The organism is Vibrio sp. Vb2960, assembly GCF_033337665.1.
In the GTDB taxonomy this organism is placed as follows: domain Bacteria; phylum Pseudomonadota; class Gammaproteobacteria; order Enterobacterales; family Vibrionaceae; genus Vibrio; species Vibrio alginolyticus.
The window spans coordinates 129,560-144,283 of sequence record NZ_JAWORD010000004.1; the positions used below are offsets into that span (position 1 = coordinate 129,560).

12 protein-coding genes are annotated in these 14,724 nt (G+C 46.6%); all 12 read left to right on the forward strand.

Annotated elements, in window-relative coordinates; genetic code table 11:
• Window positions 1–2 precede the first annotated feature (2 nt).
• The 12 genes from ftsL (at window position 3) to ftsZ (ending at window position 14,699) form a co-directional block, all read left to right on the forward strand.
• Window positions 3–320 carry a cell division protein FtsL gene (ftsL, locus tag R7O03_RS05040; protein ID WP_005372920.1) on the forward strand — a complete coding sequence of 106 codons (318 nt, stop codon included), beginning with the start codon at window positions 3–5 and terminating at the stop codon, window positions 318–320.
• Window positions 317–2,110, forward strand: a complete 1,794-nt coding sequence (locus tag R7O03_RS05045; RefSeq protein ID WP_005372922.1) for a penicillin-binding transpeptidase domain-containing protein — start codon at window positions 317–319, stop codon at window positions 2,108–2,110. Before ftsL ends, R7O03_RS05045 begins: the two co-directional genes overlap by 4 nt.
• Before the next feature lie 62 nt (window positions 2,111–2,172).
• Window positions 2,173–3,654: a UDP-N-acetylmuramoyl-L-alanyl-D-glutamate--2,6-diaminopimelate ligase gene (gene murE / locus R7O03_RS05050; RefSeq protein ID WP_115385726.1), complete on the forward strand. Its 1,482-nt coding sequence runs from the start codon at window positions 2,173–2,175 to the stop codon at window positions 3,652–3,654.
• A complete protein-coding gene (locus tag R7O03_RS05055; protein ID WP_161441154.1) occupies window positions 3,651–5,015 on the forward strand; it encodes a UDP-N-acetylmuramoyl-tripeptide--D-alanyl-D-alanine ligase in 1,365 nt (454 codons plus the stop codon). The genes murE and R7O03_RS05055 overlap by 4 nt, the downstream gene beginning before the upstream one ends.
• Window positions 5,015–6,097, forward strand: a complete 1,083-nt coding sequence (gene mraY, locus R7O03_RS05060) for a phospho-N-acetylmuramoyl-pentapeptide-transferase (RefSeq protein ID WP_318131553.1) — start codon at window positions 5,015–5,017, stop codon at window positions 6,095–6,097. The genes R7O03_RS05055 and mraY overlap by 1 nt, the downstream gene beginning before the upstream one ends.
• 39 nt (window positions 6,098–6,136) lie before the next feature.
• Window positions 6,137–7,450 carry a UDP-N-acetylmuramoyl-L-alanine--D-glutamate ligase gene (gene murD / locus R7O03_RS05065; RefSeq protein WP_017821485.1) on the forward strand — a complete coding sequence of 438 codons (1,314 nt, stop codon included), beginning with the start codon at window positions 6,137–6,139 and terminating at the stop codon, window positions 7,448–7,450.
• A gap of 18 nt (window positions 7,451–7,468) precedes the next feature.
• The gene (gene ftsW / locus R7O03_RS05070; RefSeq protein WP_005372933.1) at window positions 7,469–8,665 is read left to right on the forward strand and encodes a cell division protein FtsW; all 1,197 of its coding nucleotides are present in this window, start codon (window positions 7,469–7,471) and stop codon (window positions 8,663–8,665) included.
• Entirely contained in the window at window positions 8,652–9,719 is a 1,068-nt protein-coding gene (gene murG / locus R7O03_RS05075; RefSeq protein ID WP_054728485.1) for an undecaprenyldiphospho-muramoylpentapeptide beta-N-acetylglucosaminyltransferase, read from the forward strand. The genes ftsW and murG overlap by 14 nt, the downstream gene beginning before the upstream one ends.
• 23 nt (window positions 9,720–9,742) lie before the next feature.
• Complete coding sequence (murC, locus tag R7O03_RS05080; RefSeq protein ID WP_005387395.1) at window positions 9,743–11,200, forward strand: UDP-N-acetylmuramate--L-alanine ligase; 1,458 nt, start codon at window positions 9,743–9,745, stop codon at window positions 11,198–11,200.
• A 192-nt stretch (window positions 11,201–11,392) separates the two neighbouring features.
• Complete coding sequence (locus R7O03_RS05085; RefSeq protein WP_005387393.1) at window positions 11,393–12,175, forward strand: cell division protein FtsQ/DivIB; 783 nt, start codon at window positions 11,393–11,395, stop codon at window positions 12,173–12,175.
• A complete protein-coding gene (ftsA, locus tag R7O03_RS05090; protein ID WP_005372946.1) occupies window positions 12,168–13,430 on the forward strand; it encodes a cell division protein FtsA in 1,263 nt (420 codons plus the stop codon). The genes R7O03_RS05085 and ftsA overlap by 8 nt, the downstream gene beginning before the upstream one ends.
• Window positions 13,431–13,460: 30 nt before the next feature.
• Window positions 13,461–14,699, forward strand: coding sequence for a cell division protein FtsZ (ftsZ, locus tag R7O03_RS05095; RefSeq protein ID WP_017633617.1), 1,239 nt, complete (start codon window positions 13,461–13,463; stop codon window positions 14,697–14,699).
• Window positions 14,700–14,724: the final 25 nt, after the last annotated feature.

Sequence of the window (14,724 nt, forward strand, 5' to 3'; positions counted from 1 at the left end):
TTATGACGAAATCCACTCCTAATCTTGCTAAGTTGATTGCAACAGATCTCCTCACTGTTGGTCGCTGGCCATTACTGTTGTTGCTATTGATCGTGGCATCGGCAATGGGAGTGGTATTTGCTACCCACCATGCGCGTCAAGCGATCACCGAGAAAGACCATACGTTGGTTGAACGAGAACGATTAGATAGCGAATGGCGTAACTTAATGTTGGAAGAAACTGCCCTCGCGGAACACAGTCGTGTTCAAGACCTTGCCAAAAAAGAACTTGAAATGAAACGACCTGATGGCGATAAAGAAGTGGTTGTCACGCTCAAATGATTAGAAAAAAATCCAACACGAAACAAGCCAATAAGCGTAAACCTGTAGCAAAAGAGAAAGCGGCTACGGGGGATAAGAAAAACGATAACAAAGCAGTGAAAGTGGCGGTCGAAGAATCTTTCTTGATTCGTTGGCGCTTCCATCTATTACTGTTTTTTGTTTTTTGTGCATTTGCCCTTTTGGTGGCACGCGTAGCCTACATCCAAATCATTGAGCCAGATAACCTGATTAAACAAGGTGACCTACGTTCGGTTCGTGTTAAATCCATTCCTTCTGCTCGCGGTATTATTTCGGATCGAAATGGTGAACCGCTTGCTGTCAGTGTACCGGTTGAGGCTGTTTGGGCAGATCCTGCCACGATTTTTAAAGAAAACGCGTTAAGCCAGACCAAAAGTTGGCATGCATTAGCGGATGTTCTTGGTATTGACCGACAAGGGTTAATAGACAAAATTAAGCGCAATGAAAAACGTCGCTTTATCTACTTGCAGCGCCAGGTCAGTCCGGCCATGGCGAACTATATTCGTGAGCTAAAGCTGCCAGGTGTTGGCCTTAAGTCGGAATCTCGTCGTTATTATCCTGCAGGTGAGGTTAGTGCTCACTTAGTCGGTGTAACAGGCATTGACGGGCATGGCCTAGAAGGGGTGGAGCGTAGCTACGATGAGTGGCTCACTGGCGCGGCGGGTAAGAAAACTATTCGTAAAGATCGCTATGGTCGTGTTGTGGAAAACATTGCTTGGCAAGACAAGCAAGAAGGTAAATCACTTCAGTTAACCATCGATCAGCGCCTACAGGCGATTGCGTATCGTGCGATTAAGCAAGCCGTTGCGGACCACCGCGCTACTTCAGGTTCTGTTGTCATGTTGGATGTAAAAACGGGCGCCGTATTGGCCATGGTTAATGCTCCTTCTTACAACCCTAACAATCGTAGCGATTGGCAAAGCTATCAAATGCGAAACCGAGTGATCACGGACTCAATGGAGCCCGGTTCGACCATTAAGCCTTTCGTTATTTTAGCCGCCTTAGAAAATGGGATAGCCGATAAAGATACCATCGTAGATACCGGTAATGGTGTCCTACGCTTAGGTGGTAGTCGAGTCAGAGATGTCTCTCGCGTAGGCAAAGCGAGCTTGACCACGATCCTTAAAAAGTCGAGTAATATCGGTGTGACGAAGCTAGCAATGCAAATGCCGGTAGAGGCGCTTCTTGGGCTGTACAGTTCAGTGGGTTTTGGTGAGCTTTCTGGCCTAAACCTAGTTGGGGAAGTGACGGGTATTTTTCCTACACGAACTCGTTGGTCGCCAATTGAGCGCGCCACGATTGCGTTTGGTTACGGTCTATCAATTACACCAATCCAGCTAGCCCATGCTTATGCGACGCTTGGAAACCTTGGCAAATACGAGCCTATTCATATTATTGAAAGCAATGATCATGACATGTCACGTCAAGTGGTGAGTGCGAAGTATGCGCGTCAAGTATTAGACATGTTGGAAACCGTAACTCAAAAAGGGGGCTCGGCTCGCAGAGCGGCAGTTCCTGGTTATCGAGTGGGAGCGAAAACAGGTACATCACGTAAAGCTTCTGCTGGCGGGTATAGCGACGAGTACATCACCTACACGGCTGGGCTTGCTCCGGTTAGCGATCCGCGAATTGCTTTGGTGGTGATCGTAAACGAGCCTCAAGGTGATGACTACTATGGTGGTTCGGTAGCGTCTCCTGTCTTCTCTGAAATCATGAAAGGCGCGCTACAAATACTCAATGTTGCACCTGACGAAAACAAATTCCAACAGTAAGCCCTGTGGTTTACTGAGCAAACAAAATTAAGAAAACCTGAGCCAAAGCTCGGAGAACAAATATGACTAAAGCCATCAGTATGGACGTGCTGCTTTCCCCTTGGGTGGATTGCCCTAGCTTATCGTCCGTTCTTGTTTCTGAATTGGAGCTCGACAGCCGAAGAGTTCAACCTGGAACCACGTTTGTAGCAGTGATTGGCCATGTTGTGGATGGGCGTAAATTCATTGCCTCTGCAATTGAGCAAGGTGCAAATGCAGCCCTGGCGCAAGCCTGCGATGTCAAAACACATGGTACGGTGGAAATCATTGATGATGTTCCCGTCATTTACATCGATAGGTTGGACCAACGTTTATCCGCAATTGCTGGAAAGCTCTATGCTTACCCTAATATGGATTTGATTGGTGTCACCGGCACCAACGGCAAAACCACCATTACCCAGTTAATAGCGCAATGGCTAGAACTGCTTGACCATAAAGCGGCGGTAATGGGAACAACAGGAAATGGCTTCCTCAATAACTTGCAACAAGCTGCGAATACAACGGGGAATGCCGTTGAAATTCAGAAAACGCTCTCCTCTCTCGCAAATCAACAAGCCACATACACCGCGCTAGAAGTATCTTCTCATGGCCTGACGCAAGGTCGTGTCAAAGCATTATCATTTGCGGCGGGCGTGTTTACTAACTTAAGTCGTGACCACTTAGATTATCATGGCACGATGGAAGCGTATGCCAATGCAAAGCTTGGGTTGTTCACGCAACACCAATGTGAACGTGCCATTATCAATGTTGATGATGAAGTAGGTCATCAATGGGCGTCGCAGTTAAGTAATGCGATCGCTGTCTCGCTCAAGCCGAACACTGAATTTGAAAGCGCAATTTGGGCGACGGAAGTCAGTTACGCAGAGTCAGGGATTACTATTAAGTTCGATGGTAAATTTGGCTCAGGTGAATTGCACGCGCCTTTGATTGGTGAGTTTAATGCAACCAACTTAATGCTCGCTTTTGCGACCTTATTAAGCTTAGGTAAAGAGAAACAAGCGTTACTCGAAACTGCAGGTCAACTGCAACCTGTACTCGGCCGAATGGAGTTATTCCAAACTGAGGATCGTGCCAAAGTCGTGGTCGATTATGCCCACACTCCTGATGCTTTAGAAAAAGCGCTGCAAGCTTTACGAGTTCATTGTGAAGGCCAGCTGTGGGCTATTTTTGGCTGCGGTGGCGATCGCGATGCAGGTAAGCGCCCAATGATGGCGGAAATTGCAGAGCGACTAGGTGATAGAGTGGTGTTGACTGACGATAACCCACGCAGCGAAGATCCGGTTCAGATTGTGAAAGACATGTTAGCTGGGCTGTCAAAACCTGCTGAAGCGATTGTTCAGCATGACCGCTTCAAAGCACTGTCTTATGCCATTGAAAATGCTTCGCCAAACGACATTATCTTGTTAGCAGGGAAGGGCCATGAAGATTATCAGATTCGTAATGGCGAAACGATTCATTACTCCGACCGCGAGTCCGCAATGCAACTTTTAGGATTGACCTCATGATCAAAGTAACGTTATCTCAAATTGCAGACATCACTCGTGGTGAGCGATTCGGCGACGATCTACTTATCGACGCGGTTTCTACTGATACACGAACGATTGATCGTGGTGCTCTATTTGTGGCGTTAGTAGGGGAGCGCTTTGATGCGCATAACTTTTGCCAACAAGCGGTAGATGCAGGTGCCGGTGCTTTACTCGTAGAAAAACGCTTAGATGTGAATGTGCCGCAAATTGTGGTGTCGGATACCAAACTTGCATTGGGTGAGTTTGCTTCTTGGGTGCATCAAGCATGCCAAACACCTACCGTTGCTATCACCGGAAGTTGCGGTAAAACGACCGTAAAAGAAATGGTTGCGAGTATCCTGCAATTGAAAGGCAAAGTGTTATTCACGGCGGGTAACTTCAATAATGATATTGGTGTTCCGTTGACATTATTGCGCTCACAGCAGGATGATGATTATGCCGTGATTGAGCTTGGTGCTAACCATATCGGTGAAATTGCTTACACGACTCAGTTAGTAAAACCAGATATCGCGTTAGTGAACAATGTAGCCGCCGCTCACCTTGAAGGCTTTGGTTCTATCGATGGCGTGAAACAAGCCAAAGGTGAAATCTACCAAGGCCTTTCAGCTGGTGGTATTGCGATTGTTAACCTAGACAGCAATGGTGAAGCCAATTGGGATGAAGTGTTAGCAGATAAGAAAGTCATTACTTTTTCACAAAGTAATACTGATGCAGACTTCTTCGCTTCTAACATCGTATTGAACGCCGCAGGTGAAGCAAGCTTTGACTTACATATCGCAGCAAGCTCACAAGAAATTGAACTGTCTCTGGGTATTATAGGTCAACACAACGTTGCGAATGCGATCGCTGCTTCTATTATTGCGTTACAAATGGGCGCCACATTAGAAGAGGTTCGTGCTGGCCTTAAACATTTGAACAAAGTGAAAGGTCGCGTCGAGGTTGAAGCGCTGAGCGAAAAGATAAAATTGATTGACGACAGCTACAACGCGAGCGTGCCAGCCATGAAAGCGGCAGTTGATTTATTGGCCGCTTTCCCAGGTCAACGCTGGCTGATTTTAGGTAATATGGCGGAATTGGGCGAGGAAAGTCTTGCACTTCATCGTCAAGTCGGGGAACATGCTGCCCCACAAAAATTTGAACATGTTCTCACATATGGTGCAGACGCCAAGGTGATCAGTGATCTTTGCCAAGGCATTCATTTTGAGACGCACCAAGAGATGATTGAATACATCAAGCAGCATCTAGACCAAGCCGTTCCTGAAAACCATACGATATTGGTGAAAGGAGCGAACGGTGCACGTATGTTTGAAGTCGCTGCTGCTTTGAAGGAGTATTATTAATGATTATTTGGCTTGCCGAGCTGCTACAGCCATACCTGTCTTTTTTCCGATTGTTTGAATACTTGTCTTTTCGAGCAATCCTAAGCGTATTAACCGCTCTAGGTCTGTCATTATGGATGGGACCAATCATGATCAAGCGTTTGCAAATGCTGCAAATTGGTCAGGTAGTGCGTAACGAAGGTCCTGAATCTCACTTTAGTAAGCGTGGTACCCCAACAATGGGCGGTATCATGATCTTAGCGGCCATCTCAATCACGATTTTGCTATGGACAGACTTATCCAACCCTTACGTATGGGCGCTACTTACGGTCTTACTTGGCTACGGTGCGGTCGGATTTGTTGATGATTATCGTAAAGTGGTACGTAAAAATACCGATGGCTTGATTGCGCGTTGGAAGTACTTCTGGCAGTCGTTGATCGCGTTTGTCGTCGCTTTCGCATTGTATGCTTACGGTAAAGACACAGCAGCAACTCAGCTAGTGGTGCCATTCTTTAAAGACATCATGCCGCAGCTTGGTTTGATGTATATCATTCTGACTTACTTTGTCATTGTAGGTACAAGTAACGCGGTTAACCTGACTGATGGTCTAGACGGTTTGGCAATCATGCCAACGGTTCTTGTTGCAGCAGGCTTCGCGGTTATTGCATGGGCGACCGGTAACGTTAACTTCTCTGAATACCTTCATATACCATACTTACCACATGCTTCTGAGTTGGTTGTCGTATGTACAGCAATCGTCGGTGCAGGCCTTGGTTTCTTGTGGTTTAACACTTACCCAGCACAAGTGTTCATGGGTGATGTCGGCTCACTAGCGCTTGGCGGTGCATTGGGCACCATTGCTGTTCTAGTTCGTCAAGAGTTGGTGTTGGTGATCATGGGTGGCGTATTTGTGATGGAAACGCTATCAGTCATCCTACAGGTAGGTTCTTACAAATTACGTGGTCAGCGCATTTTCCGTATGGCACCAATTCACCACCACTACGAATTGAAAGGTTGGCCAGAACCTCGCGTAATCGTGCGCTTCTGGATTATTTCTATGGTTCTTGTTCTGATTGGTCTTGCGACATTGAAAGTGCGTTAATCGCACTTTCCAAGAATAAGATTTACAGTGTGATCAAATATGGAACGTTGGCAAAACATACATAGTGTTGTCGTCGTAGGGCTCGGTATTACCGGGCTCTCTGTCGTTAAACACCTAAGAAAAAATCAGCCACAACTTGTGGTCAAAGTCATTGATACTCGTGTAAACCCTCCAGGTGCAGAGCGCTTGCCGGAAAGTGTTCAACTGCATAGTGGTGGTTGGAATACAGACTGGCTTTCTGACGCGGATCTTATCGTGACCAACCCTGGTATTGCGCTAGCGACACCAGAGATCCAAGCCGTATTAGCAAAAGGTACGGCAGTAGTAGGTGATATCGAGTTATTCGCTTGGGCGGTGCAGAAACCGGTGATTGCGATTACGGGCTCAAACGGTAAGAGCACAGTAACCGACCTCACAGGTGTGATGGCTAAGGCTGCAGGTTTGGATGTTGGCGTTGGTGGTAACATCGGTGTGCCTGCACTGGATTTGTTAGAACAAGACGCAGACCTATATGTACTCGAACTCTCGAGCTTCCAGTTAGAAACGACGTCAAGCTTAAAGCTCAAAGCCGCTGCGTTTCTGAATCTTTCTGAAGATCATATGGATCGTTATCAAGGCATGTCTGACTATCGACAAGCTAAGTTGCGTATTTTTAACCATGCTGCTCTTGCAGTCGTGAACCGTGATGATCAAGAAACCTTCCCAGACGCAGAGATGCCATTGGTGACATTTGGCAGCGACAATCAGGACTTTGGTCTCGAGGTGGATGGCAACCGTACTTGGCTGCTCGATCACGGTCAACGAGTTGTCGCAAGTGATGAGCTTAAGTTGGTTGGTAAGCACAACTTATCTAACGCTCTGGTTGCTTTAGCGCTATTAAAAGCTGCGGACGTAAACTATCACAAAGCATTGAATGCACTTAAAAATTACACGGGACTGACACACCGATGCCAGGTGGTTGCGGATAATCAAGGCGTCAAATGGGTGAATGACTCTAAAGCAACTAATATTGCCAGCACTATGGCTGCGCTATCTGGTTTGGAATCGACAGGCAAGCTCTACTTACTCGTTGGTGGTGTTGGCAAAGGTGCTGACTTCTCGCCATTAAAACCGATCTTCGCGACGCTTAACTTGCAACTGTGTTGCTTTGGCGCTGATGGCGATGAATTTATGCCACTGCATGAATCTGCAATACGTTTCGACACTATGGAAGATGTGATTCAACAAGTATCTTCGCAGTTAAAACCAGGTGATATGGTGATGCTGTCTCCTGCATGTGCTAGCTTTGATCAATTCGACAACTTTATGGCAAGAGGTGATGCTTTCGCTGCTCTTGCTCAGAAATATGCATAATTAAAGGTTACACACTTCGTGGGTTTAGGTAACGTTAAACGCAGTATTGGCAATTGGCTCAAGCATCCAGCCCCAGAGGCGATGTTTGATCGTCAGTTAGTGTGGATTGCACTGGGTTTGATGTTGACTGGTTTGGTCATGGTAACCTCTGCATCATTTCCAATCAGCTCTCGATTAACGGAACAGCCGTTCCACTTTATGTTTCGTCATGCGACGTTTCTCGTGCTGGCGTTAGGGACCTCCGCTGTTATTTTGCAAGTGCCTTTGCAAGAGTGGTTTAAGAAGAGCCATTACTTACTTTGGGCTTCTTTCGCACTGTTGATCATCGTGCTCTTGGCGGGTAAGTCGGTTAATGGTGCGTCTCGTTGGATTCCCCTTGGGCTGTTTAACCTTCAGCCAGCGGAAGTCGCGAAGCTATCGCTGTTTATCTTCATGTCTGGTTACTTAGTTCGAAAGCAAGACGAAGTACGACAAACGTTCTTTGGTGGCTTTATGAAGCCTATCATGGTGTTTGCCTTCTTCGCAGTATTACTACTTGGTCAGCCAGACTTGGGGACGGTCGTCGTGATGCTGGTCACGCTGTTTGGCATGCTTTTTATCGCAGGTGCAAAACTAACCCAGTTTCTCGCCTTGATGGTGGCAGGTATCGGCGCTGTGGTAGGTTTGATTCTCGTCGAGCCATACCGTATGCGACGAGTAACCTCCTTCCTTGACCCGTGGGAAGACCCATTTGGCAGTGGCTATCAGTTGACTCAATCTTTGATGGCGTTTGGTCGTGGTGAATGGTTCGGTCAAGGTCTCGGTAATTCAATTCAAAAACTGGAATATCTACCGGAAGCGCATACCGACTTTGTGTTTGCCGTACTTGCTGAAGAGCTTGGTTTCGTAGGCGTAGTGCTGGTCTTAATGCTGATTTTTAGCTTGGTGCTAAAAGCGGTTTACATCGGCAAGCGTGCATTTGAAGAAGGCGAAATGTTCGGAGGTTATCTGGCTTTCGGAATTGGTATTTGGTTTGCGTTTCAAACCTTGGTTAATGTTGGAGCTGCCGCCGGTATTGTTCCAACAAAAGGTTTAACACTTCCACTCATCAGTTATGGTGGTTCTAGTCTAATAATTATGTCCGTCGCAGTGTCCATATTACTGCGTATCGATTACGAATGCCGCTTGAAACGCGAGCAACAACAATCAGAACAACAAGCTAATGAAACAAAATAAACGTTTGATGGTGATGGCTGGTGGTACTGGCGGTCACGTATTCCCAGGTTTGGCGGTAGCAAAACAGCTTCAAGAGCAAGGTTGGGAGATCCGTTGGTTAGGTACGGCGGATCGAATGGAAGCGGATTTGGTGCCAAAACATGGCATTGAAATCGACTTTATCAAAGTGAAAGGGTTACGAGGTCAAGGCGTTAAACGTCTTCTTGCAGCACCATTTCAAATTATCAATGCCATTATGCAGGCTCGTGCTCACATGAAACGCTGGCAGCCAGACGCAGTGCTTGGTATGGGCGGTTATGTTAGCGGCCCGGGCGGTATTGCCGCTTGGATGAGTGGCATTCCTGTTGTTCTGCATGAACAAAATGCAGTAGCAGGTTTAACGAACCAATGGTTATCGAAAATCGCTAAGAAGGTTTTTCAGGCTTTCCCAGGCGCTTTTCCAAATGCCGAAGTGGTTGGGAACCCAGTTCGTGAAGACGTGACTCAATTAGCAGCGCCAACTGAGCGCATGCAAGAGCGCCAAGGTCCAATTCGCATTTTGGTGATGGGTGGCAGCCAAGGCGCACGTATTCTTAACCAAACTCTGCCAGAAGTGATGTCGAAATTGGGCGAAGATTACTGTATTCGTCATCAAGCGGGCAAAGGTGCCGCCGAAGAAGTGAATGCAGCATACCAAGCTAATGGTGTGGTAAATACAGAAGTAATGGAATTCATTGATGACGTTGCAGAAGCTTACGCATGGGCTGACCTTTTAGTTTGTCGCTCTGGAGCGTTAACCGTTTCTGAAGTCTCGGCGGCAGGTGTAGGCGCTATTTTTGTTCCATTCATGCACAAAGACCGCCAGCAAGCACTTAATGCAGACCACTTGGTGGATTGCGGCGCGGCGAAAATGATTGAACAACCAGATTTAACCGTTGAGTCTCTGACTCAGCAGATCCAACAATTGGATCGCCAAGCTTTACTTACAATGGCTGAGCAAGCGCGTGGCGCTGCAAAATTGAATGCTGACCGAGTTGTCGCACAAGCCATTGTCGCTTTGACCGAAAAGCGTTAACCGAATTATTGAGAATAGAATTGATGACAATCCAACATACACAAGACTTAGCTCAGATTCGCGCAATGGTGCCAGAGATGCGCCGCGTGAAATCCATCCACTTCATCGGTATTGGTGGTGCGGGCATGAGCGGCATTGCAGAAGTGCTGTTGAACGAAGGCTACCAAATCACAGGTTCTGATCTATCAGAGAACGCTGTGACAGAGCGTTTGGTATCAAAAGGTGCGACGGTATTTATCGGTCATCAAGCCAGTAATGTAGAAAAAGCCAGTGTGGTTGTTGTATCAACGGCGATCAACGAAGAAAACCCAGAAGTGATGGCGGCACGTGAATTACGCATCCCTATTGTACGCCGCGCAGAGATGTTGGCTGAATTGATGCGATTCCGTCACGGTATTGCCGTTGCGGGTACACACGGTAAAACCACGACGACCGCTCTTGTTACTCAAATCTATTCTGAAGCCGGTCTTGATCCAACGTTTGTGAATGGCGGTTTGGTGAAAAGCGCAGGTACAAATGCGCGTCTAGGCTCGAGTCGTATTCTAATTGCAGAGGCAGATGAAAGTGACGCGTCATTCCTGCACTTGCAACCAATGGTGAGCATTGTTACCAATATCGAAGCCGATCATATGGATACCTATGGTGGTGACTTTGAAACCTTAAAGCAAACCTTCATCGACTTCCTTCATAATCTACCGTTTTACGGCCAAGCAATTGTTTGCATTGACGATCCTGTGGTTCGAGAGTTAATCCCACGTATTAGTCGTCAAGTGATAACTTACGGTTTTTCTGAAGATGCCGACGTACGTATTGAAGATTATCGTCAAGAGGGGCAGCAAGGCAAATTTACGGTAGTACGTAAAGGGCGAGCTAACTTAGATATCACGCTGAATATTCCAGGTCGTCACAATGCATTGAATGCGTCTGCTGCGATTGCGGTTGCTACTGAAGATGACATTGAAGACGATGCGATCCTAAAGGCAATGGCTGGTACGCAAGGTACGGGAAGACGTTTTGATCACCTTGGCGAGTTTGATACTGGCAACGGCCATGCAATGCTTGTTGATGATTACGGCCATCATCCCACAGAAGTGGATGTAACCATTAATGCAGCACGCAGTGGTTGGCAAGACAAGCGTTTGGTGATGATTTTCCAACCGCACCGTTATAGCCGTACTCGTGATTTATACGATGATTTCGCGAATGTGCTTGAACAGGTAGATGTATTGATCATGCTGGATGTTTACGCAGCGGGTGAAAAGCCGATTGCAGGGGCTGATGGGCGCGCTTTATGTCGCACAATTCGCAGCCGAGGCAAGGTAGATCCGATTTTTGTTCCAGAAATCGAGCAATTACCTTCAGTTTTAGCTAACGTTATACAAGACGGCGACCTAATCTTAACGCAAGGTGCGGGTGATATTGGTAAAGTGGCGAAACAGCTGGCAGGTCTTAAATTGAATATAAACAAGATGCTTGGCTGACACATATTGTTGACGCGAAGGACAGATAAAGACTCAGATCTCGATTTTGCGTCAATATCATTGTGATTTATTGCTATCAGTGTTTGATAGTTTACAAGAGCTCAGTATAATCCCAAGGTTAAAGTCAAGACTTTTACCTCTGCGTAATTATATGGGTAAAAAGTACACGACAAAAGTCAGGAAACGAAGACGTTGTTGAATATTGCACTGAATGACGAGCGACCAAACACGGGTAACAACCGTGGTCGCCAAGAAAAAATCTTGGGTGCGTTATTTTTCGTTGTGGTTGTGACTTTAATTAGTTCTGTTTTGTACGCGGCGATCAGTTGGATGTGGGATGACCAAAGGTTACCTCTCTCCAAAATAGTACTTCAGGGGAAACTGGAGTATGTCCAAGCTGACGATGTGCAGGCTGCATTTAGTCGAATTGATCACATCGGTACATTTATGTCTCAGGATATTGATGTATTACAGCAAAGTGTCGAAGCTCTGCCATGGGTAGCGCATGCCGCAATCCGAAAGCAGTGGCCGGATACAGTAAAAGTTTTTTTGACGGAGCATCAACCAGAAGCCATTTGGAATGGCAACGAACTGTTAGATAAAAACGGGTTCGTTTTTGATGGAGATGTTGCTCTGTTGCAAGAAGAAAAAGTGAAGCTGTACGGACCCAAAGATAGCGGACCGGAAGTCTTACAGACTTACCGTGATTTGAGTCCTAAGTTTCAGCAATTGGGTTTAGCGATATCGTCTCTGGTATTAAACGAGCGACGAGCTTGGCAAATCATCCTTGATAACGGTATTCGATTAGAGCTCGGTAAAGAGTCTCTTCTTGAGCGTATAGAGCGCTTTTTTAAGCTCTATAACAAGCTTGGCAGTGACACGCAAAGAATCAGTTATATCGATCTTAGGTACGATACAGGAGCCGCAGTTGGTTGGTTTCCTGAACAAGAGTTAGAAGAGAGTACAGATGACTAAGGCCGCTGATGACAACATTATTGTTGGTCTTGATATAGGCACTGCAACCGTATCGGCTCTAGTGGGTGAGGTTTTACCAGACGGTCAAATTAATATTATTGGCGCAGGTAGTAGCCCCTCACGCGGCATGGATAAAGGTGGCGTGAATGATTTGGAGTCGGTTGTAAAATCAGTACAACGTGCAATTGATCAAGCTGAATTAATGGCAGAGTGCCAGATCAGCCGAGTCTTCATTTCGTTGTCTGGTAAGCATATCGCAAGCCGAATTGAAAAAGGTATGGGCACGATTTCTGATGAAGAGGTGTCTCAAGAAGACATGGATCGCGCTATCCATACCGCAAAATCGATTAAAATCGGTGATGAACAGCGAATTCTTCATGTGATCCCGCAAGAGTTCACCATTGATTACCAAGAAGGAATCAAAAATCCGCTTGGTTTATCTGGGGTAAGAATGGAAGTGAGTGTCCACCTTATCTCATGCCATAATGACATGGCACGCAACATTATTAAGGCGGTAGAACGCTGCGGCCTTAAAGTAGAACAACTCGTATTTTCTGGGCTTGCTGCTAGTAATGCAGTAATCACCGAGGATGAAAGAGAGCTTGGAGTTTGTGTGGTTGATATTGGCGCCGGCACGATGGATGTGGCCATCTGGACTGGCGGTGCGTTACGTCACACAGAAGTATTTTCGTACGCAGGAAATGCTGTAACCAGTGATATTGCTTTTGCTTTTGGCACGCCAGTGAGCGATGCTGAAGAAATAAAAGTCAAATATGGCTGTGCTTTGAGTGAACTGGTCAGTAAGGATGACACGGTTAATGTACCAAGCGTAGGTGGACGACCATCACGTAGCCTGCAACGTCAAACGTTGTCAGAAGTGATTGAGCCACGCTACTCTGAGCTTATGGGACTGGTTAACCAAACTATCGACTCTGTACAAGCAAAATTGCGCGAAGAGGGTATCAAGCACCATCTGGCTGCGGGAGTTGTACTCACCGGCGGTGCTGCGCAAATGGACGGAGTGGTAGAATGTGCGGAACGCGTATTCCGCAATCAAGTAAGGGTCGGCAAACCGCTCGAAGTCAGCGGATTAACTGACTATGTAAAAGAGCCGTACCATTCTACGGCAGTTGGATTACTTCATTACGCAAGAGACATGCAGTCTAGCGACGATAGCGATTATAATGAACCTAAACGCTCATCTGTAACTGGCTTTTTCGATAAATTGCGTAACTGGATACAAAAAGAGTTTTAACCTGAGTTGCAGGATAAACGGAGACAACACATGTTTGAACCGATGATGGAAATGTCTGACGATGCAGTAATCAAGGTCGTTGGGGTTGGTGGCGGCGGTGGTAACGCCGTTGAACACATGGTGCGTGAATCCATCGAAGGTGTGGAATTCATCAGCGTCAACACTGATGCGCAAGCACTTCGTAAGACAAGCGTTGGCAATGTTATTCAGATCGGTGGTGATATCACTAAAGGTCTGGGTGCAGGTGCTAATCCACAGGTTGGCCGTGACGCAGCTCTCGAAGACAGAGATCGAATTAAAGATTCCCTGACTGGCGCCGATATGGTGTTTATCGCAGCTGGTATGGGTGGTGGTACCGGTACTGGTGCAGCGCCTGTTATTGCTGAAGTGGCTAAAGAGCTTGGCATTCTAACAGTAGCGGTAGTAACTAAACCGTTTAGTTTTGAAGGTAAAAAGCGTTTGGCATTTGCTGAGCAAGGTATCGATGAGCTATCTAAGCATGTTGACTCTTTGATCACGATTCCAAACGAAAAGCTACTTAAAGTACTTGGTCGTGGTGTAACACTACTAGAAGCTTTTGCAAGCGCTAACGATGTTCTTAAGAATGCCGTTCAAGGTATTGCTGAGCTAATTACTCGCCCTGGCATGATCAACGTCGACTTTGCGGACGTAAGAACTGTAATGTCCGAAATGGGTCACGCAATGATGGGTAGCGGCATCGCCAAAGGTGAAGACCGTGCTGAAGAAGCGGCTGAAATGGCAATTTCTAGCCCACTTCTGGAAGACATCGATCTAGCGGGCGCTCGTGGTGTTCTTGTCAATATTACTGCTGGTCTGGATATGCGTCTTGACGAGTTTGAGACGGTTGGTAATACAGTGAAGGCATTCGCTTCTGACAATGCGACTGTTGTTATCGGTACTTCTCTAGACCCTGATATGACTGACGAAATCCGCGTAACAGTTGTAGCGACAGGTATTGGTAATGAGAAAAAGCCAGATATCACGCTAGTTGCGGGTGGTAAAGCGAAAGTGGCACCGACGCCGCAAGCTCAACCACAGCAACAAGCAGCGGCAACGCAAGCTGAAGAAAAACCGGCACAGACCTTGCAAAATAATCAAGTGCAAGAGAAGCCACAGGTAACTCCTCAGCCGACAAACACTGCTCCTTCTTCTCCAGCTTCGTCGAGCCAAAGTTCTGCGGCTCCAAAGCAAGAAAAGGAAAGTGGTTATTTAGATATACCGGCATTTTTGCGTCGTCAGGCTGATTAATCTTTAACCCATAAATTTGACATGG

What these genes read in the sequence shown, in the direction of transcription:
- ftsL (WP_005372920.1), top strand. Translation starts at nt 3, where the DNA reads ATGACGAAATCCACTCCTAATCTTGCTAAGTTGATTGCAACAGATCTC.
- R7O03_RS05045 (WP_005372922.1), top strand. Translation starts at nt 317, where the DNA reads ATGATTAGAAAAAAATCCAACACGAAACAAGCCAATAAGCGTAAACCT.
- murE (WP_115385726.1), top strand. Translation starts at nt 2,173, where the DNA reads ATGACTAAAGCCATCAGTATGGACGTGCTGCTTTCCCCTTGGGTGGAT.
- R7O03_RS05055 (WP_161441154.1), top strand. Translation starts at nt 3,651, where the DNA reads ATGATCAAAGTAACGTTATCTCAAATTGCAGACATCACTCGTGGTGAG.
- mraY (WP_318131553.1), top strand. Translation starts at nt 5,015, where the DNA reads ATGATTATTTGGCTTGCCGAGCTGCTACAGCCATACCTGTCTTTTTTC.
- murD (WP_017821485.1), top strand. Translation starts at nt 6,137, where the DNA reads ATGGAACGTTGGCAAAACATACATAGTGTTGTCGTCGTAGGGCTCGGT.
- murG (WP_054728485.1), top strand. Translation starts at nt 8,652, where the DNA reads ATGAAACAAAATAAACGTTTGATGGTGATGGCTGGTGGTACTGGCGGT.
- murC (WP_005387395.1), top strand. Translation starts at nt 9,743, where the DNA reads ATGACAATCCAACATACACAAGACTTAGCTCAGATTCGCGCAATGGTG.
- ftsA (WP_005372946.1), top strand. Translation starts at nt 12,168, where the DNA reads ATGACTAAGGCCGCTGATGACAACATTATTGTTGGTCTTGATATAGGC.
- ftsZ (WP_017633617.1), top strand. Translation starts at nt 13,461, where the DNA reads ATGTTTGAACCGATGATGGAAATGTCTGACGATGCAGTAATCAAGGTC.